The sequence below is a fragment of the Pandoraea horticolens genome (assembly GCF_902459555.1).
Classification (GTDB): domain Bacteria; phylum Pseudomonadota; class Gammaproteobacteria; order Burkholderiales; family Burkholderiaceae; genus Pandoraea; species Pandoraea horticolens.
In genome coordinates this window covers 212940-234903 of sequence record NZ_CABPSM010000002.1, presented here as the reverse complement: position 1 = coordinate 234903, position 21964 = coordinate 212940, and the positions used below count along the sequence as shown (strand labels likewise).

Here is a 21964-nt window from a genome sequence, read left to right as displayed (position 1 = left end):
GTCACCCAACTGCCAGCGCGAAGTTTGCCATACAATTCGCCTCGACATGGATACACCTGCCCTGCACTTTCTCTTGCCGTTCGCGCTGCCCGCGTCGGCCCACTTGCCCGCACTGCTGGCCGGATTGGAGTTGCCCGCGCTCGAAAAGTTGCTCGCGCGCGGCGTCCAGTCGGCGCAAGACGTGCCGGAAGACCCATTTGTTCCCACGCTGCCGCATGAACGCTGGCTGGCCGACGCCTTTGGCCTGCCCGGTGTGCCGTCGCGCGCGCCGCTCGCCCCCTTCATGCTGCTGGAAGACAGCGGCACGCTCGACACCCGCTTCTGGTACTGTGCGCAGCCTGCGCACATCCATATCGCCACTGACCATCTGGTGCTGACGGCCCCGTCCGAACTGGCGTTGAGCGCCGAGGACTCGGCCGCCCTCTTCGCCACGGCGCATGCGCTGTTCGCCGAGGAAGGCGCCGAGCTGATCGCCCCGCGTCCCAACCGGTGGTACCTGAGCGCGCCGGCGCTGGGCGACCTGCTCACCGCGTCGCCCGCGCGGGCTGCCGGCCGGAACGTCGATACCTGGCTGCCGCAAGGTAAGGCCGAACTGACGTGGCGCAAGTGGCAAAACGAAGTGCAGATGGCCTGGTACGACCATCCGGCCAATCAGGCTCGCGAAGCACGCCATCTGCCGCCGGTCAATGCCCTCTGGCTGTACGCCGGGGGCCAGCGCATCGCCGCACCGCGTCTGAACCGGCCTTGCGTGACCATTCTGGCGGACGACCCCGCGACACGCGGCCTGGCCACCCACCTGCAAATCGCCTTGCACGGCACCGACGCCGGCCTCGCCGCCGCGGACGGCCGGACCCTTGTGCAGATCGACACCCTGACGCCGCATTTCCTCGTGGAAGACTGGGCGCGCTGGCGCGATGCCCTCGTCGACATCGACCGCATGTGGCTGGCGCCTGCACTTGAGCGCATCACCAAGGGGCAAGCACGAGAAGTCGCACTCACCTTGTGCGGCGACAGCCACAGCGTGACGATTCGCTCGCGCAGCGGTGACCTGCGCAAGTTCTGGCGCCGACAGCCGCTCGGCGCCCGCATGGCGCCGCTCGCCCGGCTTGGCGAGGAAGTGACATGACCGACATCGTCACCCGCCATGTCGACGACGCGACGGCCGACGCCCTCTCGCGCGACGGCGTTCACCCGGTGCTCGCCCGCCTGTTCGCCTCGCGCGGGGTGGCCGAGAGCGCCGAGACGGAAACGGCGCTCGCCCGTCTGATACCTCCCGCACAGCTCAAGGGGGCGCAAGACGCCGCCGTCTTCCTTGCCAACGCTATCGCCGCCGGCAAACGCATGCTGGTGGTGGCCGATTACGATTGCGACGGCGCAACCGCCTGTGCCGTGGCCGTGCGCGGTCTGCGTATGTTCGGTGCAAAGGTCGAGTATCTGGTGCCGAACCGATTCGAATACGGCTACGGCCTGACGCCCGAAATCGTGGCGTTGGCCGCGCAAGGCAAACAAGGGCCACCCGACGTATTGATTACGGTCGACAACGGCATTGCCAGCCTCGAGGGCGTGGCCGCCGCGCAAGCGCTCGGTATCGAAGTCGTGGTGACGGATCACCACTTGCCGGGCAGCGAATTGCCCAACGCCCGTTGCATCGTCAACCCGAACCAGCCCGGCTGCGAATTCCCGAGCAAGAATCTGGCCGGTGTCGGCGTGATGTTCTACGTCCTGCTCGCGCTTCGGGCCGAGTTGCGCGCACGCGGCGCGTTCGATGCGAGCGAACAACCCCGTCTCGACACATTGCTCGATCTGGTCGCACTGGGCACGGTCGCGGACGTCGTCAAACTTGACGCCAACAACCGCATTCTGGTGGCGCAGGGACTTTCGCGGATGCGCGCGGGCCGCATGCATCCGGGCATCAACGCCCTCTTTCGCGCGGCCGCCCGCAATGCGCGGCAGGCAGGCAGCTTCGATCTGGGCTTCGGCCTCGGCCCGCGCCTGAACGCCGCCGGACGCCTCGCCGACATGTCGCTCGGCATCGAGTGTCTTCTGACGGACGACGACGGCCGCGCGTGGACGCTCGCGCAAGAACTCGATGCGATGAATCGCGAACGCCGCGAAATCGAAGCCGGAATGCAGCAGGAAGCGCTCGCCGATCTGGCGCGCTTCGATCCTCGCGCCGCCACCACGCTCTGCGCTTTCAACGAGACGTGGCATCAGGGCGTGATCGGGATCGTCGCCGCGCGTCTCAAAGAGAAGTTCTATCGTCCGACCATCGTGTTCGCCCCTGGCGACGACGGGCAGATCAAGGGTTCCGGCCGCTCGATTCCCGGTTTCCACCTGCGCGACGCACTCGATCTGGTCACGAAACGCGAACCGGGCCTGATCGTCAAGTTTGGCGGCCATGCGATGGCCGCTGGCCTCACGATAGCCGCCGACGCCCTGCCGCGCTTTCAGGCGGCATTCGAGGCGGTCGGACAGGCGTGGCTCGACGAGAAGACACTGTCTCGCGTGATCGAAACGGATGGCGACATTGGTGACGAGTGCTTCGTACCGCCTTTCGTCGCGCTGCTCGACGCGCAAGTGTGGGGGCAAGGCTTCCCGCCACCGGTGTTCTCGGGCGAGTTCGATGTGCTCTCGCAAGCCATCCTCAAGGACAAGCACCTGAAGCTGCAACTCGGTCGTGGACGCATGCGCTTCAATGCCATCTGGTTCAATCACGCCGACACGTTGCCAAGCCGTGCGCGGTTCGCGTATCGACTGGCGGCAGACACCTTCAACGGCGTGTCGCGCGTGCAGATGATCGTCGAGCACGCGCAGGCCTGACGCGACGCATCGCCCGCACGTATCAAGGGCGTTCCCGCCTGGCGGGAAAACTACGCGGGCTGCGCCTCGGCAACGTACTCGTGCATCACGCGCAAGAAGGCTTCACGCGCGGGATGCACATCGACACCGCGATGCCTGACGAAGAAGTTAGGCACGGCTGCGAGGTCCTCCATCGCGTGTCCCACGATGTTCGCCTCCTGCCGGTATCGCAGATAGATGCCGCGCGGCACGAGCGAGTAACCCACGCCCGCGCCAACACACGCCACGATGGTCGCGTAACTGCCATAGCTCAGAATGCGGCCCGGCGTGACGGCGTTCGCCGCCAGCCATTGCTCCATCGTGGCGCGATACGGGCAGCCCGGCGGCCACATCAGGAGAGTGGCGCCCGACAGGTCCGACGCTTCGAGCACCCGTCCCGCCCGCGCCGGCGCCACCAGCACGATCGGCTCGCGGTAAACCTCATCGGACACGACAACAGCCTGCGCCTGAGCCTCGAGGCAGGCCGTGCCCGCAATCAGGGCGGCGTCGACACGGCCGTGCTGGATCTCGTCGAGCAAGTTGAGCGACGTGTCGGTCACCAGATTCAGACGAACCTTCGGATACGCGGCATGGAACCGCGCCAGCACCGCGGGCAAGCGCGACGTTGCCGACGATTCGATGGCTCCCAGCGAAAAGTCGCCGGACGGCTCGCTGGCCGGATTGAGCGCCGCGCTGGCTTCGCGCGAAAGCGCCAGAATCCGCTCGGCATAGCCCAGCAGCGTGCGTCCGCTCGGCGTGAGTTGCAAACGCCGCCCTTGCCGGTGAAAGAGCTTGACGCCCACTGTGTGCTCAAGCGCCCGGATGCGCGCCGTAACATTCGACTGCACACAGTGCAGCGCTTCGGCGGCGCCAAGCACACTGCCTTCGTCGACGATGGCCTTGAAGGTCTGAAGTTGCAGAAAGTCCATGAACGTCTCCCGGGCCAGGCCGCAGACAATAGGAAGGATTGGGATCGAATCGACCCATGTTAAGCGGCGAGCGGCGACACTTCAATAATAGTGAACAAAAATACCTCAACATTTCACTTTTTTGGCACAACGGAAAGGCATAAACTTCGGGTTATCCCTAGTGCGACATCTGCCACGGCATCCCGCCCCCGGTCAGTACGTCGCCACTCCCGAAGGAAGCCATATCATGTTCCGCCCTCTGCCCGCCGCTACCCAAGTCAGCACCTTCATACCGGTGGTGGCTGCGCCGGTCACGCCGCTCGGCCTGTTCTTCCGTGCCGTCGATCAATGGCGCCAGCACTATGAACAGACGTTGCAAGCGGAAGCCCTCGCCTCGTTCGACGACACGTCGCTCGCGGACGCCGGCTACGCCCGCGACGCCTTCGGTCTGCGTCACGCCGCACGCTGAGGTATCCCTGAAATGTAGGGGGAATGGGGGCTTCGCTGCGCTATAATTGCGCTTTTCCCGAATTCGCAACCGTCATAGCTCATGGAAGCCGAACGCCTTAACGCCCTTGAATCCCTGCTCGCCGACCTGCGCACCCGCGTTGGCGAGCTCAGGGGGTATCTTTGACTTCGATGCCAAGCAAGCTCGCCTGATTGAAGTCAACAAAGAACTCGAAGACCCCAACATCTGGAACGATTCCAAGCGTGCGCAGGCACTGGGCAAGGAAAAGAAGGCGCTCGATAGCGTCGTCACCAACCTGACCGAACTCGACGCCAGCCTTTCCGATACGCAGGAACTGTTCGAAATGTCCCGCGACGAGGGCGATGAAGACTCGTTGCTGGCGCTCGAAAGCGACACGCAGGGTCTCGCCGCACGCGTGGGCGAGATGGAGTTCCGCCGGATGTTCAACAACCCGGCCGACCCGAACAATTGCTTCATCGACATCCAGGCCGGCGCCGGCGGCACCGAGGCCAACGACTGGGCCGGCATGCTGCTGCGCCAATACCTGCGTTATTGCGAGCGCAAAGGCTTCAAGGCCGAAGTGCTCGAAGTGTCGGACGGCGACGTCGCCGGCATCAAGAGCGCTTCGCTGAAGGTCACTGGCGACTACGCCTACGGCTATCTGCGTACGGAAACCGGCGTGCATCGTTTGGTGCGCAAGTCGCCGTTCGACTCGTCGGGCGGTCGCCACACGTCGTTCGCCAGCCTGTTCGTGTACCCGGAAGTGGATGATTCGATCGACATCGACATCAATCCGGCCGACGTGCGTACCGACACGTATCGCGCCTCCGGTGCGGGCGGTCAGCACATCAACAAGACCGACTCCGCCGTTCGTCTGACGCACATCCCGACCGGCATTGTCGTGGCCTGCCAGAACGACCGTTCGCAGCACCGCAACCGCGCCGAAGCGTGGGACATGCTCCGCTCGCGCCTGTTCGAACACGAGATGCGCAAGCGTCGCGCCGAGCAGGACAAGCTGGAGTCGAGCAAGACCGACGTGGGCTGGGGCCATCAGATTCGCTCGTACGTGCTCGACCAGTCGCGCGTCAAGGACCTGCGCACTGGCGTGGAAACCGGCAATACCGGCAAGGTACTCGACGGTGACCTGGACGACTTCATCTCCGCGAGTCTCAAGCAGGGAGTGTAAGGAATGGCGTTTGTCCGCACGCTAGCCGTGTGGGTGGTGAGTGCGTTGTGTATGCAGCGCGCCGCCATTGCTGCCCCGGCCAGCACGCCAGGCGCACCCGGTGCAAATGCCGAGACGGGACCGTACCTGCATGAACTGCTCAAGCGCCCGGACTTCTCGGGCGCGTACGCACGCATCGTCGCGCCGCGCGGTGTTCCCGCGTGGGTGCGTCAGGGGGGTACGTCAACGCCGTCGCAACGCGTGAGCGTGGCCGGCAAGCCCTGGTTGCTGGTGCAAAGCTGCAAGCCGCACGACTGCCCTAGCGAATACGTTCACATTTTGTATGAGCCGCGCTCACAGGCGATCGCGGCGTTGTTCGTGCGAGACCCGAGTGCGGCGGCCAATGCCGGAGCGCATCAGGATCGCACGGAACTGATCTGGCTGGGCGCGCCCGACGGCTCGCTCAAGAATGCCCTGCTGCACACGCTGCGTTTTACCGAATAACTTCATCGCTCGCATCATGACCGATCAAAACACTCCGGCCCAAACGGCCACTCCGGCTGGCGACCTGCCGCAGGACGACAACAAGCTCATCGCGGAGCGTCGCGAGAAGCTGCAGACATTGCGCGCCAACGGCGTAGCGTTCCCGAACGATTTCCGTCCCGAGAACCACGCCGGCGATCTGCAAGCGCGCTTCCAGGACGTGGATAACGAAACGCTCGAAGCCGAACCCATCCCCGTGTCGGTGGCCGGGCGCATGATGCTCAAGCGTGTGATGGGCAAGGCCGCCTTCGCCACGGTGCAGGACGGCAGCGGTCAGATCCAGTTCTTCATCGGCCGTGACGACGTCGGCGCCGATTCCATGGCCGCCTTCAAGGGCTGGGACATCGGCGACATCATCGCCGCGACCGGCACGCTGTTCCGCACGCGCACCGGCGAACTGTCGGTCAAGGTGAAGGAACTGCGCCTGCTCGCCAAGGCCCTGCGCCCGCTGCCGGACAAATTCCACGGCCTGTCGGATCAGGAAACGAAGTACCGTCAACGCTACGTCGACCTGATCACCTCGCCCGAGACGCGCAGCACGTTCCGCGCTCGCGCCAAGGCCATCGCCTCGATCCGCAAGCACATGACGGACGCCGACTTCATGGAAGTCGAAACCCCGATGCTGCATCCGATTCCGGGCGGCGCCGCAGCCAAGCCGTTCATCACGCATCACAACGCGCTCGACATGCAGATGTATCTGCGTATCGCGCCGGAACTGTATCTGAAGCGCCTGATCGTCGGCGGCTTCGAGCGTGTGTTCGAGATCAACCGTAATTTCCGCAATGAAGGCGTGTCGCCGCGCCACAATCCGGAATTCACGATGATGGAGTTTTACGCAGCCTATACGGACTACCGTTGGCTGATGGACTTCACCGAATCGCTGATCCGCAACGCGGCGATCGACGCGCGCGGCACGGCAACCATCCAGTATCAGGGCCGCGAACTGGACTTGTCCAAGCCGTTCCATCGCCTGACGATCGTCGAGGCCATCCGCGAGTACGCGCCGGAATTCACCGACGCGCAACTGGCCGATATCGACTTCGTGCGCGGCGCATTGGGTAAGTACGGCGTGAAGGTCGATGCGCCTCAGTTCAAGAGCGCCGGTCTGGGCGCGCTGCAACTGGCACTGTTCGAAGAGACCGCCGAGAGCCAATTGTGGGAGCCGACCTTCATCATCGACTACCCGGTGGAAGTCTCGCCGCTGGCACGCGCATCGGACACGCTGCCGGGCATCACCGAGCGCTTCGAGCTGTTCATCACGGGCCGCGAGATCGCGAACGGATTCTCGGAACTGAACGATCCGGAAGATCAGGCTGCACGCTTCCGCGCGCAAGTCGAGCAAAAGGACGCCGGCGACGAAGAAGCCATGTATTACGACGCCGATTACATTCGCGCGCTCGAGTACGGCATGCCCCCCACGGGCGGCTGCGGTATCGGCATCGACCGTCTGATCATGCTGCTCACCGACAGCCCGAACATTCGCGACGTGCTGCTCTTCCCGCACCTGCGTCGCGAAGACTGATCGCAGGGCCGCAGACGAGTTCCCTCGCCTCGCGCGCTACGGTCACCATGAAAATGCCGCAGCCCTCGTCAGGGTGCTGCGGCGTTTTTTCGTCTCGAGGCCAACTGTCAACGGCCGAAGAGGCTCTTGAGACGCCCGGCAGCCGGTGAGTCGGTGGACGCATCCGGCGCGTCGTTATCGTCGACGGCATGCGATGTGACCTCGGCGGGCGTGGTTGACGACGGAGTCAATGCATCGGCGTCCGTTCGCTCCACGGTTCGCGTGACATTTGCCAGACAGTCGGTCAGCCCGCCTGCATGCATGTGAAACGACACGATACGCACCGTGGCATCGTCCATCAGCATGCCCTGTGCGTCAGTCATCAAATGCGGCAAGACGGCGCGTCCGACGGCACGGAACAATTCAGGATTCGGGTTGGCTCGCCACGACGTTTCGTCAATCTCCGGCATCAGGGCTTGCCACGATGGCGCCAATGCTCTCCAGCCGAGATCGTATTCCAGCGCGGCCATCGTCCCCGGTGCATACGTCTCCTGAGACAGGTACGTCGACGGAAGCGCGAGACGCTGCGCGGTAGGGAACTCACTGGTGTTGTCGCTGCCAGCCGCGTGAAGCGTCTGCCCGCTATTCGCAGAGGCTTCGGGGGGCGGCGACGTCCGCGTGTCGCTTGCTTGACGCGAGCGATTGCCAAGGCCCAGACACGACATGCGTCCCGCGATCTCCGACGGCACCTCGCCCGCGTGCAGCGTCTTGGGGCAGCCTTCCACGGGCCTCACCGCATCCAGCAACTCGACCCATAATGCACTCGGGCGATTCCTGTCCAGAAACGCCACGCGATCGTGCTCTGAGTGAAGATGCATCTCCGTGGTGCCCAACACTCGAACTTCGACAGGGGCTTGCATCGGCAAGAATGGATGGCACATCGCAGCCGATGTCCCGGATACCTGCCGAGGCTCACAACGCGCGTACTGAATTCGCGCGCCGGCGAAATCGTCGGCGAGTTGGGTGTGACATAACACCGGCAACGACGCTTCGACAGCACCGGGAGCGGGGGCGAGGGGCGCAAGGCCCATCGAATATGGGGTCAACGCAGGCATGCGTTCTCTCCTGTGACGGCATCGAATTGTGCCGTCAAGCAGTCTAGAAACGCGGGCGCTCCCCGTTTGTCGCTTCCAGTGCGCGACTTACGAGAAATGGGAAAATGCTTCTTAAAATGCCGGTTCACCGCGATAAGCGGACGGCCAGTCGCCATCCAGTCGCAGCCAGCTACGCGAGATGGGCAGAATCGCACCGCTCGAGCCTTCCTCCGCCAACTGGCGTAGCGCGAGCGAGGACAGTGTCTTCGTGTCGGTCGGAAATGCGAGAAGAAATGTGCGATTAACGGCGATGGCGGCAAACTCCGCCACGTCGAAGTGTTCGACCATCGACTGGTAAAGATTACCCAGCACCAGACCGCCGGCAGGCGCCATCCAGTTACCGCGACAGCCACCGATCAGGGTACCGTCGTCTAGCCGGGCAATGCCAAACTCGAAGTGCCGCGCCGACCATGCGCGCGAGAGGTTCGATGCCGCTTGCGCAAACGCCGCTTCGAACGTCAGACCGGCGTCATGCAGATCCTGGGATTGCAGCCGGCGCAGCCCTGCCGGGCCATCGAGCACGAGTGTGACGAAAACGTCGTCGGAAAACGGCTCGCTGACGTCGCCCGCCGGATCATTCGTGTCGACCCAGGTGCGTTGCACCACATACGGATAGACGTGCGGATAGGCAGCAACATCGAGTGGCGTGTCCAGCGAGGGCAATGTATCGATCATGACGTTGGAGCAAATGGGCGCAAATGACGTTCACAGACAATAGGTGCCATTATGCGCGCGCCACCACCGCCGCACATGCACTGCAATCAACAACATCGTCAACGGCAACAGCCACAGGCCCCACAACCCCATCAGACGACGTCGCCTGACGATTCACGTCGTCCGCCCGCCCCCCACGACTTGTTTCATTTGTTAAGACACGCCCTCACGACCGGCGCGAGGAATACCGTCACCCAAGGAAAATCTCCATATGTCTCATAGACTTATCATGCCATTGCATCGCACCTGAGCAGGTGTCGCTGCGATGCACATCTTACATCGCGTTACAAAATGAAACGTACGCCGCGCTTGCCTTGACGGAAACTTTTCTTATGCGAAACCCCCGTGCCCGCCAGCACGTAGAAAGGGGTTCGCAACAACCGCACGATGGAGAAAACAACATGGATAACGATCTGCAACCGCGTCGCATGCATCCCTTGGTCGCTGCCGCTGCCGGCAGTATCGTCGTCGTCAGTCTGCTCGGCGTCGCCGCGATCACAGGCGTGCTGCCTGTGGCCAAGAGTACCGACGGCCCCACGCCGACCAGCAACAATTCGCAGTACGCACTGACCTCGTCGACACAACCGTCATCGTCTTCGCTGCAATCGCCGCAGGCGCAGCCGCAAGCCTCGCAAGTGGCGCCGCAACAAGCACCGCAGCAGGCCTCGCAACAGACACCGCAGCAAGCGCCGCAGCAACCGTCCCAACAAGCGCAGTACGCGCCGCCGCAGGCGCCGGCACAACGTGTCCCTGCCCCGCAGCGGTCGTACGCGCAAACGTCGGAAGCACCCGCGAAACAACGGGCGGCGACGTGTTCGACGTGCGGCACCGTGCAGTCGATCGAACCGATCCGCACGCAGGGTAGCGCTTCGGGTCTGGGCGCCGTCGGTGGCGCAGTCGCCGGTGGTCTGCTGGGCAATCAATTCGGTGCCGGTAACGGTCGTACCGCGATGACGGTGGTCGGCGCACTGGGCGGTGGTCTGGCCGGCAACGAAGTCGAGAAGCGCGTGCGCTCCGAGACCGTCTATCGCGTGTACGTGCGCATGGATACCGGCACGACGCGCTACTGGACGTATCAGTCGGCACCAGGCGTGCAACCGGGCGACCGTGTGCGCCTCGAAAACAACGGGCTAGTGCGCGCGGGATGATCGCGGCAGCCGATACCTCATCCTCGACGTCCACCGTAACTCGCATCGCGGAAAACGCAAAAGCCGCTCGATAGAGCGGCTTTTGTTTTGTCGGAACCGTTGATCCCAACGCAATAGGCGGTCGTCAGACTTCGTCGATCCACGCCATCTGGATGGCTTCCAGCACCTTTTCACCGGCACGGTCCGGCGAATCGTCGAAACCGTCGAGCGCCATCACCCATTGGTGAAGATCGGTAAAGCGAACGTACTGCGGATCGACATCGGGATGCGCCTCGGTGAGCGAAATCGCGATGTCCTGAATGTCAGTCCATTTCATGGGGCAGGCTCCTTTTCTCCTGACTTGTCACCACACAACGCCAGCGGCGTTGCTTAGTGATTTTCCTTGGCGTGGTTGATCGTGTACTTCGGAATCTCGACGACCAGATCCCCGTCGGCAGGCACCAGCGCCTGACACGACAAGCGCGATGTCGGCTCCAGGCCCCAGGCCTTGTCGAGCAGATCCTCTTCTTCGTCTTCGGCCGGCGCCAGCGTCTCGAAGCCCTCGCGCACGATCACGTGACACGTGGTGCACGCGCACGACAATTCGCACGCATGTTCGATCTCGATGCCGTTGTCCAGCAATGCTCTGCACACGGAGATGCCCGTCGGCACTTCCAGCACGGCGCCTTCCGGGCACAGCTCGACGTGAGGCAATACAACGATTTGAGGCATAACTTTGGATTTCCGTGTGTGTCTTACAGTTTGTCGATGTCCGCCACGCGCCGGCCGGCCAGCGCTGCGCGGATGCTCTTGTCCATGCGGCGTGCGGCAAACTCGTCCGTCGCGTGCGAGAGCGTTTCGGTCGCCGTCTTAATCGCGGTCTGATCGTCGCCGGAGGCCTTCTGGCGCAAGTCAGCCAGCAGGCCATCGATCTTGGCGCGCTCACCGGCATCGAGCAATTCCGGGTCCGCCTGCAAAGCGCTATCGATCGCCACCAGCAAACGCTCGGCTTCCACCTGCTGTTCACGTAGCGCGCGTGCACGCATGTCCTGTTCGGCCGAACCGAAGCTGTCCTGCAGCATGCGCGAAATGTCGTCGTCTGCCAGACCGTACGACGGCTTGACCTCGATGGAGGCCGCCACACCCGAATGCATCTCTTGCGCCGAGACGGAAAGCAGCCCGTCGGCGTCGACCTGATACGTCACGCGAATGCGTGCCGCACCGGCCGTCATCGGCGGAATGCCGCGCAGCTCGAACCGGGCCAGCGAGCGGCAATCCGAGGCCAGTTCACGCTCACCTTGCAGCACGTGAATGGCCATCGCCGTCTGGCCGTCCTTGAACGTGGTGAATTCCTGGGCACGGGCCACCGGAATCGTCGCGTTGCGCGGAATGATTTTTTCGACGAGGCCGCCCATCGTCTCGACACCGAGCGAGAGCGGAATGACGTCGAGCAGCAGCCAGTCTTCCCCTTCCGCCTGATTGCCGGCCAGCAAGTTGGCTTGCACCGCAGCGCCGAGCGCCACCACCTGATCCGGGTCGAGATCGATCAGCGGCTCACGACCGAAGAAACTTGCGACGGCCGCGCGCACTTGCGGCATGCGCGTCGCGCCCCCCACAAGGACAACGCCCTTCACGTCTTCCTGTCCCATGCCGGCGTCACGCAACGCCTTGCGCATCGGGCCGATCGTGCGTTGCACGAGCGGCGCGCCAAGCACGGTGAATTGCTCGCGCGTGAGTTGCAGCGCAACGTTGCGCCCACCAGACAACGCGAGCGAAATGGGGGCTTGCTCGGCGTCGGTCAACGCTTCCTTGGCGGTGCGCGCATGATCGAGAAGGCCACGCACGTCCTCGGGCGTGAGCGAAGCCGCGTCGAGACCGGCGGCTTCCAGCACCCAGCGGTAGATCATCTGGTCGAAGTCGTCGCCACCGAGCGCGGAATCGCCGCCCGCGGCGAGCACTTCGAACACGCCCTTCGTCAAACGAAGGATCGAGATATCGAACGTGCCGCCGCCCAGATCATAGACGGCGTAGAGGCCTTCCGCCCCATTGTCGAGCCCGTACGCAATCGCCGCCGCCGTCGGCTCATTGAGCAAACGCAGAACGTTGAGGCCGGCCAGACGCGCGGCGTCCTTGGTGGCTTGACGCTGCGCGTCGTCAAAGTACGCGGGCACGGTAATCACGGCGCCCACCAGATCGTCGCCGAGCGTGTCTTCGGCACGCTGACGCAGCGTGGCCAGAATTTCGGCAGACACTTCCACCGGACTCTTCACGCCACCTGCGGTCGTCATCTGCACCATACCGGGCGCGTCGACGAATTCGTACGGCGCATTGTCGGCGTGAGCGACATCGGCCAAACCCCGGCCCATGAAGCGTTTGACGGAGACGATGGTATTACGCGGATCGGTGGCCGCAGCCGCCTTGGCGTCGTGGCCGATCTGGGTGCGGTGACCGCCCAGATAACGCACGACGGACGGCAGCAGCACGCGGCCCTGGTCGTCGGGGAGGACTTCGGCCACACCGCTGCGCACGGAGGCCACGAGCGAATGCGTCGTGCCCAGGTCGATGCCCACGGCGAGTCGCCGCTGGTGCGGCGCAGGGGACATGCCGGGTTCGGAAATTTGCAGAAGGGCCATGACTTTGCAATGCGGGCGGCGCGCTCGCGCGTGCGCCCTGTTCTCAAGCAGTTCTCAATGACATGTGACGGCGCCGCACCGGGCCGTCACGCGTTTTCCAGCATTTCGATGCGCTGCGCGATGTCGTCTTCGGCGCGCGCAATGAACATCAGTTGCCGCACGGCTTCCGCCGACGGCTGCCACGCGCTGCTCTCGAGCCAGTCGCCCAGCTTGGCGAGCCGCACGCGACGATCGTCGCGCAGGGATCGGGCGAGCGCTTCGAGGGCGTTGATATTGCGTGCAGCGACGGCGTCGTCGATCGCTTCGCGCCACTCCATCTGCTGCATCAGGAAATCGGGGGCCATCGCGGTGTTGTTCTCCGCGCCCACATCGATGCCTTCCAACGTAAGCAGGTACGTCGCGCGTTGTAACGGGTCGCGTAACGTGCGATAGGCGGCGTTCGCCTGCGCAGCCCATTGCATGGCCACGCGCCGTTCGGCGTCGCTCGCGCTCGCGAATCGATCCGGATGCACGCGCGATTGCACGGCACGGTAAGCCGCCTCGAGCGCCTCGGTATCGAGCGCAAAGCGCTGCGGCAAATCGAACAGTGTGAAATAGTTGTCAGTCAACGCACTCATCGCGCACTCTTCATTCGTCACGGGCGTCGATGCGATATGCCGTCGCGTCACGCCACCCGCCTTCGGCCCGTAAAAAAAGCGGCTCGCGCCGCCTTGCTGCCTACGCTACTGCTCACCGCCCGGCGGGCTCGCCACGTCTGCCGTCGCTGAGACGGTATGCGCTGCGATCTCACTGCGCGGCCTAATACACCTAACCCACTCGACACACCCAACGTGCCTAATCTGCTGGTCGGGCCTCACGCATCCGCCGGCTCGCCGCGTTCGCACTTGCGACAGGGCAACGTAGTGCCGAGCACCGCTTCACGGCCTGAAGGGGTTTGCGTCCATGTCCGGATCTGCCACGGGGGAAGATGCCGGACATGTTGCCCATGCCCGCACGCCAGTTGCGCAACCCATTGGCCTTCGTCGTCTTGCCGAAAACCGACGATCTCGCGCAACGGCGCGGCGTCAGACGCGGAAAGACTCGCCGCAGCCGCACTCATCCTTGACGTTCGGATTATTGAAGCGGAACCCTTCGTTCAGGCCTTCGCGCGCGAAGTCCAGCTCGGTGCCGTCGATGTACGGCAGGCTCTTCGGATCGACGATCACCTTCACGCCATGGCTCTCGAAGACCGTGTCTTCGCCCGCCACGTCATCGGCGTACTCCAGCTTGTAGGCCAGGCCCGAGCAACCGGTCGTCTTCACGCCCAGCCGCAGGCCCACGCCCTTGCCGCGCCGCGTCAGATAACGCGAAACGTGCTGCGCGGCCTTCTCGGTCAATGTAATGGCCATCTTGCCGATTCCTTTATCCGTCGTGCCGCTCAGGCAGCCTTTGCCGGCTCGGCCGACTGGCCGTGCTTCTGCTTGTAATCGGCCACGGCCGCCTTGATAGCGTCTTCGGCCAGAATCGAGCAGTGAATCTTCACCGGCGGCAGCGCCAGTTCCTGCGCGATCTGGGTGTTCTTGATGTCGAGCGCCTGATCCAGCGTCTTGCCCTTGACCCACTCGGTCACGAGCGACGACGAAGCAATCGCCGAGCCGCAGCCGTAGGTCTTGAACTTGGCGTCTTCGATCACGCCGGCTTCGTTCACACGAATCTGCAGCTTCATCACGTCACCGCAAGCCGGGGCGCCGACCATACCGGTACCGACAGCGTCGTCGCCCTTTTCGAACGAGCCAACGTTACGCGGGTTTTCGTAGTGATCCAGAACTTCCTTGCTGTACGACATGGCTAACTCCTTGAATGCTCAGTGTGCGGCCCATTGGATCGAATTCAGATCGACCCCGTCCATGTACATTTCCCACAGCGGCGACAGATCGCGCAGCTTGCCGATCTTGCCCTTGAGCAGTTCGACCACGTAGTCGACTTCCTGCTCGGTCGTGAAACGACCCACCGTGAAGCGAATCGAGCTGTGCGCCAGTTCGTCGTTGCGACCCAGGGCACGCAATACGTATGAAGGCTCCAGCGAGGCCGACGTGCACGCCGAACCCGACGACACCGCGACATCCTTGATCGCCATGATCAGCGATTCGCCTTCGACAAAATTGAAGCTGATGTTCAGGTTGTGCGGCACACGTTGTTCCATGTCGCCGTTCACATACACCTCTTTCATTTCCGTCAGACCGCGCAGCAGACGATCGCGCAGCATGCGCACACGCTCGTTCTCTACTGCCATTTCTTCACGTGCGAGACGGAACGCCTCGCCCATGCCGACGATCTGGTGCGTGGCCAGCGTGCCCGAACGCATGCCGCGTTCATGACCGCCGCCGTGAATCTGTGCCTCGATACGCACACGCGGCTTACGACGCACATACAGCGCGCCGATACCCTTCGGGCCATACGTCTTGTGCGCCGAGAACGACATCAGATCGACCTTCAGCTTGGCCAGATCGATCGGCATCTTCCCGGTCGCCTGAGCGGCGTCAACGTGGAAAATGATGCCCTTCTCGCGGCAGATCTCGCCGAGGGTGCCAATATCCTGAATGACGCCGATTTCGTTGTTCACGGCCATGACCGAGACAAGGATCGTGTCCGAACGCAATGCCGACTTGAAAACGTCCAGATCGAGCAGACCGTCGTCCTTCACGTCCAGATACGTGACTGTGAAGCCCTCGCGCTCAAGCTCGCGCATCGTGTCGAGTACGGCCTTGTGCTCGGTCTTCACCGTGACGAGGTGCTTGCCCTTGCCTTGGTAGAAGTGCGCCGCGCCCTTGATCGCGAGATTGTTCGACTCGGTGGCGCCCGACGTCCAGACGATCTCGCGCGGATCGGCATTCACCAGCTTGGCGACTTCCTCGCGTGCCTCTTCCACCGCTTGCTCGGCAGCCCAGCCGAACGAGTGGCTGCGCGATGCCGGGTTGCCGAACTGCTCGCGCAGGTAGGGCAACATCTTGTCCACGACGCGCGGGTCAATCGGCGTCGTAGCGCTGTAGTCCATATAGATGGGGAGGTTGAGGGTGTCGTTTTTCATGGGGTGCTCCAGGATCGTGCCGTGGCGCCTGTTATGAACGGGCCATATCGAAGACCGAATTGGGAATGCGCGTAGCGATGGTCTGGCTGTTAGTACCGGACTCGCGGGTGTCGCGCAGAACGGCCTGCTGGGCCTGCTTGCTACGTTGCTGCTCGACGAGGTCGCGCAGCGAAACGGAATCGAGATACTCGACCATCTTCTGGTTGAGCGTCGCCCACAACTCGTGCGTCATGCAGTGGCCGCGATGGCCGTCCTGGCCCTTCTCGCAGTTGCCCTTGCTGCCGCACTGGGTGGCATCGAGCGGTTCGTCCACCGCAATGATGATGTCAGCAACCGTCACCTCTTCCGCTCGACGCGCAAGGCTGTAACCACCGCCCGGCCCGCGCACGCTCTCCACGATCTCGTGGCGGCGCAGCTTACCGAACAACTGCTCCAGGTAAGAGAGGGAAATTCGCTGACGCTGACTAATGCCCGCAAGCGTCACGGGACCCGCGTCCTGGCGCATGGCCAGGTCGATCATCGCCGTAACGGCGAAACGGCCTTTCGTGGTAAGTCTCATGATGCAGGGGCTTAATCTCGACTATTTTCGTCAAGTATAAATTCCCTACGAATTTAGTCAAGTACTTCTGGCCCATTTTTTGCGGAAGTTCCCTCACCCGTTCGTGAAATTTCTCATTTTTCGGGACGGGCATCCAACTGCGGGGAGCGCAGAGGAAACAACAGTACCAGTGGATTGCGCAGCACGGCGCGCCAGATGGCGCGATGGATTTGCCGGCGGTCGCCCAATCGCAGTGGACGCGATCGGAGCGCCATGTGGAATGCTAACGCAAAACTGACGCCGACGTTGAGCAAGGCCATCGACCCGACACCGGCCACCGCCAGCCAAAGGGCCGGATCGCGCAGCACCGGCATGCCCAGCACCCCAATGGAGGTCGCAATCGAGCCCGTTGACAACGTCACGTGGCGCACCTCGAATGGCAGCGCGAACGCTGTCAGCACAGCCGGCACCAGCCCCAGCATGAAGCCGAGGGTCAGATTCCCGAGCACAGGGGCGATGTGACGACGGCACCCATCCGCCAGCCGCGCCGCCCCGTTGCGGCCGAAGACGAAGCGCAGACGCCGGTTGTAGGCCAGCACATCCCCGATGCCATGCAGCGCGAACCAGTTGTCCGCCCAGCCCGAAATCAGACTCGAGAACCACAGCAGCACGCCAGTCAAGATCGCAAAGAGCGGCGTGACACCAAAAATCGAGAACGAAGTGAGCGTCGCGTGGGCCTTTTCGGGCGAAATCGTATTCACACCCAGCGCCGCCGACACCGCCCACTGCACCAGCAGGCAGAATGGAAACACCATCGCCAGATTGCCGAAGATGGCCGCCGCCTGCGTACGCACGAGGGCGATCACCTCGCCGACGAAGGCGTCCATGCCGGCGGGCGTGTCGACATCGTCGAGCTTGCTGGCAATGGCCGGCGCCGTCATCGCCGGCTGCTTGGTCGCCAGCGTGAAGTGGCAGAAGTGCATGAACAGAAAGCAAAGCGCGTAGTTGGCGCCGGCGAGGAAACCCTCGACAACTGTCGGCAGGTGCATGCTCACAATCAGAAACTTCACGTAGACGGTCACCACCGTCACGAGGCCACCGCCGCAGGCCATCTTCAACATGGCGAAGTATTCGCTGCGATTGCGGGCGATGTAGTGCTCGCCCGTCTCGGCACTGCGCTCCACGACCTTGCGCGCCAGCAGTCCGAACGAGGTCCGCGCCAGTTCGCCCACACTCTGGCTAGCCTGATTCGCGCGCACCAGGTCGGCAAACAGTCGCACGCGCGCCGTAGCGCGATCCTCTTCGGCCTGGGTCAGCCACGCCTCGAGCAGACGCTCGAGCCGGCGAATACGCGCCTTGGCCCGCTCCACCTGAAACACGATATCCACGCTCACGCCGTTCTCGTCGAGATGCGCGTACACCTGACGCGCCGCGCGGCCGCAATCGTCGAGCAGCGCGCGAAACACGTTGATGTGCTGCACGAAGTGCTGCGACGGCGGCGCACCGTGCGCAAACGCCTGCCCGGCCTCTTCGAGTTCCTGCATGGCGCGTCCGAGCCGGTAGAACGGCGAGTCGGTGACACGCGGATATGTCAGGCGGGAACGCACCGCCTGCGACAGCCCGGTCGACGCAATCTGGTTGACCAAGTGATGCATCGCGGCCAGCAGATCGTCGGCGAACGGATTCCAGTCGGCGTCGTCATCCTCGTCCTCGCCGTAATGCAGCAGTGCGATGAGATCGGCCAGCAACTCGGGCGGCATGGCGGCGATCCAATCGGCCGCGTCGCCGTCGGGGAACATGAGCGAGCACAACGCAGAGAGATCGCGTCGCGTCGGCGGCGGTGGAATCAGCGCCTTCTCGATACGCTCGACCAGCGCGCCCCAAAATCCCGGCCGCACAGGCAAGCCCGTATCGCACAGCAACGAAATCGCGTCGCTCTCGTGAATGACGCTACGCAGTGTGCGAGCTACAGGCAAGCGCCACGCTGGATTCCGGTCGAGCATTTGCAGCAGATAGCGCAGGCGGGTATGCGGACGATAACGCGCCGCCTCGCCCGCCTCGCGCACTTCATTGACGAGCGCGCCGCGCTTTTGCACCCAATGTGACAATTCGATCAGCCACTGATTACGGACGGCCAGCGGCGCAGATGGGTCGGCGTGCGCGAGCAGTTCGTCGAGCTGATGGCCGGCGTGACGCGAGGCGCGCCATTTACGCCAGTACGAATTGAGCGAATTGAGCATCGATTGGAGAACGGGAGAAAAGAGATGGAGGCGCTGAGGCAAAACCGGAGATACCTGGCATACCGGGGTTATCGAAGATCGCGCCGAACCGGCGCCACCGCACCGGTGCTGGGGCGAATGATAGCCTCACCGACACGTGTCGCGAAAGATGCGCGGTCACGCCTCACGCGCCCTCCCCCACGGGAATGCGCGCATCAGGCGTCCCTTTCCAGTCGCGCGAGCAGGCCGTCGAGACCGTCTTCAATATAATCGAGCACGGTCTCGAAGCCTTGCGCGCCACCGTAATACGGATCGGGGACTTCGGTGGCGTCGTGATGCGTCGCAAAGTCCATCAACCGCACAATCTTGTGACGATACTCAACCGGACAACGTGCCGTGAGTTCTGCGACATTCGCGTCGTCCATCGCCACGATCCATTCGAAGCGCACGAAGTCGCCGGCGTCGACGCGACGCGCCCGCAGTTCGCTTAAATCGTAGCCGCGCCGCTGCGCTGCCGCCTGCGTGCGGGCATCGGGCGCATGGCCGATGTGATAGCTATGCGTGCCGGCCGAATCGACAACGATCAGATCCGCCAGTCCGGCCTCGACCAGACGATGACGAAAAATGCCGTCGGCGCTGGGCGAGCGGCAAATGTTGCCCATACACACGAAGAGAACGGAGGTGTGTTTCATTGCGTTATCCGGACGTTGTGCCGTGCAAAGCGGCCATCAGATCTTCGGGCCCAGTTCCGCCTCGCTCGCGCCGTCGGTCCCGAACACCAGCGCCTTGACGTGCAGCAATTGATCACGCACTTTGGCAGCCTTCTCGAATTCCAGATTCCGGGCGTGTTCCTGCATCTGCTTCTCGAGCTTCTTGATCTCGCGCGCCAGTTGCTTTTCCGACATGTCCTGATAGTGCGCCTGCTCCTTGGCCTCGGCCAGCTCCGCCTTGGCGTCCTGCGGATCGTAGACACCGTCGATGATGTCCTTGATGCGCTTCTTCACCCCCGTCGGTACGATGCCGTTCGCCTCGTTGTGCGCCATCTGCTTGGCACGGCGACGCTCCGTCTCGCTGATCGCACGCTTCATCGAGTCGGTCATCTTGTCGCCGTACAGGATGGCCGTTCCATTGACGTTGCGCGCCGCCCGCCCGATCGTCTGAATCAATGACCGCTCGGCGCGCAGGAAACCTTCCTTGTCCGCGTCCAGAATCGCCACGAGCGACACCTCCGGAATATCCAGCCCCTCGCGCAGCAAGTTGATCCCGACCAGTACGTCGAATGCGCCCAAGCGCAAATCGCGAATGATCTCTACGCGTTCGACGGTATCGATGTCGCTATGCAGATAACGGACCTTCACACCGTTATCGGACAGATACTCGGTGAGTTGCTCCGCCATACGCTTCGTGAGCGTGGTGACGAGCACGCGCTCTCCCACCGCCACACGCTTGTTGATTTCGGTGAGGACGTCGTCCACCTGCGTACGTGCCGGACGCACCATGATGATCGGATCGATCAGCCCGGTAGGACGCACCACCTGCTCCACCACCTGGCCCGTGCGCTTGGCCTCGTAATCTGCCGGGGTTGCGGAGACGAAGATCGCCTGACGCATCTTGCGTTCGTACTCGGCAAATTTGAGCGGACGGTTGTCCAGCGCCGACGGCAGGCGGAAGCCGTAGTTGACGAGATTTTCCTTGCGCGCCCGGTCGCCGTTGTACATACCGTTGAACTGTCCGATGAGGACATGCGACTCGTCGAGGAACATCAGCGCGTCGGGCGGCAAATAGTCCACAAGCGTCGGCGGCGGCTCGCCCGGCGCGGCTCCGGACAAATGCCGCGAATAGTTCTCGATGCCCTTGCAGAAGCCCAGCTCCTGCAACATCTCCAAATCGAACCGGGTGCGTTGCTCCAGCCGCTGTGCCTCGACCAGCTTGCTTTCCTTGTAAAAGAAGTCGAGCCGGTCGCGCAATTCGGCCTTGATCGTCTCGATGGCGCGCAGCACCGTATCTCGTGGGGTCACGTAGTGTGAGGACGGATACACCGTGAATCGCGGCACTTTCTGCCGCACACGCCCGGTGAGCGGGTCGAAGAGTTGCAGCGTGTCGACTTCGTCGTCGAACAACTCGACGCGCAGCGCCAGTTCGGCGTGTTCCGCCGGGAAGATATCGATGGTGTCGCCGCGCACACGGAACGTACCCCGTCCGAAATCCGTTTCGTTGCGCGTGTACTGCATGGCGATCAGTCGCGCGATGACGTCGCGCTGGCCAATCTTGTCGCCCTGACGCACCGTCAGAATCATCTGGTGGTATTCGGTCGGATTCCCGATACCGTAGATGGCAGAGACGGTGGCCACGATCACCACATCGCGGCGCTCCAGCAAGCTCTTCGTCGCCGAAAGACGCATCTGCTCGATGTGTTCGTTGACAGACGAATCCTTCTCGATGAAGAGATCGCGCTGCGGTACATACGCTTCCGGCTGGTAATAGTCGTAGTACGAGACGAAATACTCCACCGCATTTCGCGGGAAGAATTCGCGGAACTCCGAGTAAAGCTGGGCGGCAAGCGTCTTGTTTGGCGCAAATACGATGGCCGGGCGGCCAAGCCGCGCGATCACGTTCGCCATCGTGAACGTCTTGCCCGAACCGGTCACGCCGAGCAACGTCTGGAACGCGAGCCCGTCCTCCACGCCTTCGGTCAACTGCGCAATGGCCGCGGGCTGGTCGCCGGCGGCCGGGAACGGGCAGTAGAGTTGGTAGGGAGAATCCGGGAACGTTAGGAACTTGCTTTCGTCGAGATCGTGTTCAGCCGCAGGGGTCATGGCGGGGGTGCGAGCATGAGAGACGTAATTTGGCATTCTAGCGCGTCGGACGATTCCCTGAGTTCGATAGGTGACAACGGGGTCATCAGCGGCACGCCCGCCGACCTGCGGCGACGTCGCACGGCGTACCTTGCTGAGATTTCGTCAATTTCTGGCAATCCGTGGCAGTTTTCGTGTCGAAATCGCATGAATTCACGCTTTGCCAGGCAGCGTTTACCACAAGCGCGGGCAATCTTCGCTAAAATAGTCCGTTGGGCCGATCCTGCGTAAGT

The 21964-nt window shown here is 63.1% G+C and carries 22 protein-coding genes; 7 read left to right on the top strand and 15 right to left on the bottom strand.

Annotated elements, in window-relative coordinates; genetic code table 11:
* Positions 1–46: 46 nt before the first annotated feature.
* Both PHO31112_RS04900 and recJ read left to right on the top strand, forming a co-directional pair.
* Positions 47–1126 carry a regulator gene (locus PHO31112_RS04900; RefSeq protein WP_150619479.1) on the top strand — a complete coding sequence of 360 codons (1080 nt, stop codon included), beginning with the start codon at positions 47–49 and terminating at the stop codon, positions 1124–1126.
* Complete coding sequence (gene recJ, locus PHO31112_RS04895; RefSeq protein ID WP_150619478.1) at positions 1123–2820, top strand: single-stranded-DNA-specific exonuclease RecJ; 1698 nt, start codon at positions 1123–1125, stop codon at positions 2818–2820. Before PHO31112_RS04900 ends, recJ begins: the two co-directional genes overlap by 4 nt.
* A gap of 50 nt (positions 2821–2870) precedes the next feature.
* On the opposite strand, the gene PHO31112_RS04890 is transcribed toward recJ, so the two are convergent.
* Positions 2871–3767 carry a LysR family transcriptional regulator gene (locus tag PHO31112_RS04890; protein ID WP_150619477.1) on the bottom strand — a complete coding sequence of 299 codons (897 nt, stop codon included), beginning with the start codon at positions 3765–3767 and terminating at the stop codon, positions 2871–2873.
* A gap of 226 nt (positions 3768–3993) precedes the next feature.
* Between PHO31112_RS04890 and PHO31112_RS04885 the strand changes: the two genes are divergently transcribed.
* From PHO31112_RS04885 to lysS, 4 genes are all read left to right on the top strand, one after another.
* On the top strand, positions 3994–4215 hold the full coding sequence (locus PHO31112_RS04885; RefSeq protein ID WP_150619476.1) for a hypothetical protein: 222 nt from the start codon (positions 3994–3996) through the stop codon (positions 4213–4215).
* 81 nt (positions 4216–4296) lie between these two features.
* A protein-coding gene (gene prfB / locus PHO31112_RS04880) for a peptide chain release factor 2 (RefSeq protein ID WP_174995541.1) occupies positions 4297–5401 on the top strand; the annotation gives its coding sequence in 2 pieces (ribosomal slippage) (positions 4297–4368 and positions 4370–5401; 1104 coding nt in all).
* Between the two features lie 3 nt (positions 5402–5404).
* Positions 5405–5884 carry an Ivy family c-type lysozyme inhibitor gene (locus tag PHO31112_RS04875; protein ID WP_150619474.1) on the top strand — a complete coding sequence of 160 codons (480 nt, stop codon included), beginning with the start codon at positions 5405–5407 and terminating at the stop codon, positions 5882–5884.
* A 16-nt stretch (positions 5885–5900) separates the two neighbouring features.
* Positions 5901–7445, top strand: coding sequence for a lysine--tRNA ligase (gene lysS / locus PHO31112_RS04870; RefSeq protein WP_150619473.1), 1545 nt, complete (start codon positions 5901–5903; stop codon positions 7443–7445).
* A gap of 107 nt (positions 7446–7552) precedes the next feature.
* Here the strand turns inward: lysS and PHO31112_RS04865 are convergent, their stop codons facing one another.
* Complete coding sequence (locus PHO31112_RS04865; RefSeq protein WP_150619472.1) at positions 7553–8539, bottom strand: hypothetical protein; 987 nt, start codon at positions 8537–8539, stop codon at positions 7553–7555.
* 111 nt (positions 8540–8650) lie between these two features.
* Positions 8651–9253 (bottom strand): hypothetical protein, encoded by a 603-nt coding sequence (locus PHO31112_RS04860; protein ID WP_150619471.1) that lies wholly within the window; start codon positions 9251–9253, stop codon positions 8651–8653.
* Between the two features lie 440 nt (positions 9254–9693).
* Between PHO31112_RS04860 and PHO31112_RS04855 the strand changes: the two genes are divergently transcribed.
* Positions 9694–10440 (top strand): glycine zipper 2TM domain-containing protein, encoded by a 747-nt coding sequence (locus tag PHO31112_RS04855; RefSeq protein WP_150619470.1) that lies wholly within the window; start codon positions 9694–9696, stop codon positions 10438–10440.
* Positions 10441–10564: 124 nt separating this feature from the next.
* Here PHO31112_RS04855 and iscX read toward each other — a convergent pair whose 3' ends face one another.
* The 12 genes from iscX to uvrB all read right to left on the bottom strand — a co-directional run bounded on the left by iscX (position 10565) and on the right by uvrB (position 21692).
* The gene (gene iscX / locus PHO31112_RS04850) at positions 10565–10756 is read right to left on the bottom strand and encodes a Fe-S cluster assembly protein IscX (protein ID WP_150619469.1); all 192 of its coding nucleotides are present in this window, start codon (positions 10754–10756) and stop codon (positions 10565–10567) included.
* A 53-nt stretch (positions 10757–10809) separates the two neighbouring features.
* Positions 10810–11151: an ISC system 2Fe-2S type ferredoxin gene (fdx, locus tag PHO31112_RS04845; protein WP_150619468.1), complete on the bottom strand. Its 342-nt coding sequence runs from the start codon at positions 11149–11151 to the stop codon at positions 10810–10812.
* Positions 11152–11174: 23 nt separating this feature from the next.
* Positions 11175–13052 (bottom strand): Fe-S protein assembly chaperone HscA, encoded by a 1878-nt coding sequence (gene hscA, locus PHO31112_RS04840; protein ID WP_150619467.1) that lies wholly within the window; start codon positions 13050–13052, stop codon positions 11175–11177.
* Positions 13053–13138: 86 nt separating this feature from the next.
* Complete coding sequence (hscB, locus tag PHO31112_RS04835) at positions 13139–13669, bottom strand: Fe-S protein assembly co-chaperone HscB (RefSeq protein ID WP_150619466.1); 531 nt, start codon at positions 13667–13669, stop codon at positions 13139–13141.
* Positions 13670–13905: 236 nt separating this feature from the next.
* Positions 13906–14151 carry a DUF3565 domain-containing protein gene (locus PHO31112_RS04830; protein WP_150619465.1) on the bottom strand — a complete coding sequence of 82 codons (246 nt, stop codon included), beginning with the start codon at positions 14149–14151 and terminating at the stop codon, positions 13906–13908.
* Positions 14117–14440, bottom strand: coding sequence for an iron-sulfur cluster assembly protein IscA (iscA, locus tag PHO31112_RS04825; RefSeq protein WP_010807461.1), 324 nt, complete (start codon positions 14438–14440; stop codon positions 14117–14119). The genes PHO31112_RS04830 and iscA overlap by 35 nt, the downstream gene beginning before the upstream one ends.
* A gap of 29 nt (positions 14441–14469) precedes the next feature.
* Positions 14470–14877: a Fe-S cluster assembly scaffold IscU gene (gene iscU / locus PHO31112_RS04820; protein WP_010807462.1), complete on the bottom strand. Its 408-nt coding sequence runs from the start codon at positions 14875–14877 to the stop codon at positions 14470–14472.
* Between the two features lie 18 nt (positions 14878–14895).
* The gene (locus PHO31112_RS04815; RefSeq protein ID WP_150619464.1) at positions 14896–16119 is read right to left on the bottom strand and encodes an IscS subfamily cysteine desulfurase; all 1224 of its coding nucleotides are present in this window, start codon (positions 16117–16119) and stop codon (positions 14896–14898) included.
* A gap of 31 nt (positions 16120–16150) precedes the next feature.
* Positions 16151–16678 (bottom strand): Fe-S cluster assembly transcriptional regulator IscR, encoded by a 528-nt coding sequence (gene iscR / locus PHO31112_RS04810; protein WP_010807464.1) that lies wholly within the window; start codon positions 16676–16678, stop codon positions 16151–16153.
* 113 nt (positions 16679–16791) lie between these two features.
* Positions 16792–18897, bottom strand: coding sequence for a site-specific recombinase (locus PHO31112_RS04805; protein ID WP_150619463.1), 2106 nt, complete (start codon positions 18895–18897; stop codon positions 16792–16794).
* Positions 18898–19091: 194 nt separating this feature from the next.
* Positions 19092–19568 (bottom strand): low molecular weight protein-tyrosine-phosphatase, encoded by a 477-nt coding sequence (locus PHO31112_RS04800; protein WP_174995539.1) that lies wholly within the window; start codon positions 19566–19568, stop codon positions 19092–19094.
* Positions 19569–19604: 36 nt separating this feature from the next.
* On the bottom strand, positions 19605–21692 hold the full coding sequence (gene uvrB, locus PHO31112_RS04795) for an excinuclease ABC subunit UvrB (protein ID WP_150619462.1): 2088 nt from the start codon (positions 21690–21692) through the stop codon (positions 19605–19607).
* Positions 21693–21964: the final 272 nt, after the last annotated feature.

Bases quoted from the DNA above. Each gene is read 5' to 3' on its own strand.
- PHO31112_RS04900 (WP_150619479.1), top strand. From the start codon at position 47: ATGGATACACCTGCCCTGCACTTTCTCTTGCCGTTCGCGCTGCCCGCG.
- recJ (WP_150619478.1), top strand. From the start codon at position 1,123: ATGACCGACATCGTCACCCGCCATGTCGACGACGCGACGGCCGACGCC.
- PHO31112_RS04890 (WP_150619477.1), bottom strand. From the start codon at position 3,767: ATGGACTTTCTGCAACTTCAGACCTTCAAGGCCATCGTCGACGAAGGC.
- PHO31112_RS04885 (WP_150619476.1), top strand. From the start codon at position 3,994: ATGTTCCGCCCTCTGCCCGCCGCTACCCAAGTCAGCACCTTCATACCG.
- PHO31112_RS04875 (WP_150619474.1), top strand. From the start codon at position 5,405: ATGGCGTTTGTCCGCACGCTAGCCGTGTGGGTGGTGAGTGCGTTGTGT.
- lysS (WP_150619473.1), top strand. From the start codon at position 5,901: ATGACCGATCAAAACACTCCGGCCCAAACGGCCACTCCGGCTGGCGAC.
- PHO31112_RS04865 (WP_150619472.1), bottom strand. From the start codon at position 8,539: ATGCCTGCGTTGACCCCATATTCGATGGGCCTTGCGCCCCTCGCCCCC.
- PHO31112_RS04860 (WP_150619471.1), bottom strand. From the start codon at position 9,253: ATGATCGATACATTGCCCTCGCTGGACACGCCACTCGATGTTGCTGCC.
- PHO31112_RS04855 (WP_150619470.1), top strand. From the start codon at position 9,694: ATGGATAACGATCTGCAACCGCGTCGCATGCATCCCTTGGTCGCTGCC.
- iscX (WP_150619469.1), bottom strand. From the start codon at position 10,756: ATGAAATGGACTGACATTCAGGACATCGCGATTTCGCTCACCGAGGCG.
- fdx (WP_150619468.1), bottom strand. From the start codon at position 11,151: ATGCCTCAAATCGTTGTATTGCCTCACGTCGAGCTGTGCCCGGAAGGC.
- hscA (WP_150619467.1), bottom strand. From the start codon at position 13,052: ATGGCCCTTCTGCAAATTTCCGAACCCGGCATGTCCCCTGCGCCGCAC.
- hscB (WP_150619466.1), bottom strand. From the start codon at position 13,669: ATGAGTGCGTTGACTGACAACTATTTCACACTGTTCGATTTGCCGCAG.
- PHO31112_RS04830 (WP_150619465.1), bottom strand. From the start codon at position 14,151: ATGAGTGCGGCTGCGGCGAGTCTTTCCGCGTCTGACGCCGCGCCGTTG.
- iscA (WP_010807461.1), bottom strand. From the start codon at position 14,440: ATGGCCATTACATTGACCGAGAAGGCCGCGCAGCACGTTTCGCGTTAT.
- iscU (WP_010807462.1), bottom strand. From the start codon at position 14,877: ATGTCGTACAGCAAGGAAGTTCTGGATCACTACGAAAACCCGCGTAAC.
- PHO31112_RS04815 (WP_150619464.1), bottom strand. From the start codon at position 16,119: ATGAAAAACGACACCCTCAACCTCCCCATCTATATGGACTACAGCGCT.
- iscR (WP_010807464.1), bottom strand. From the start codon at position 16,678: ATGAGACTTACCACGAAAGGCCGTTTCGCCGTTACGGCGATGATCGAC.
- PHO31112_RS04805 (WP_150619463.1), bottom strand. From the start codon at position 18,897: ATGCTCAATTCGCTCAATTCGTACTGGCGTAAATGGCGCGCCTCGCGT.
- PHO31112_RS04800 (WP_174995539.1), bottom strand. From the start codon at position 19,568: ATGAAACACACCTCCGTTCTCTTCGTGTGTATGGGCAACATTTGCCGC.
- uvrB (WP_150619462.1), bottom strand. From the start codon at position 21,692: ATGACCCCTGCGGCTGAACACGATCTCGACGAAAGCAAGTTCCTAACG.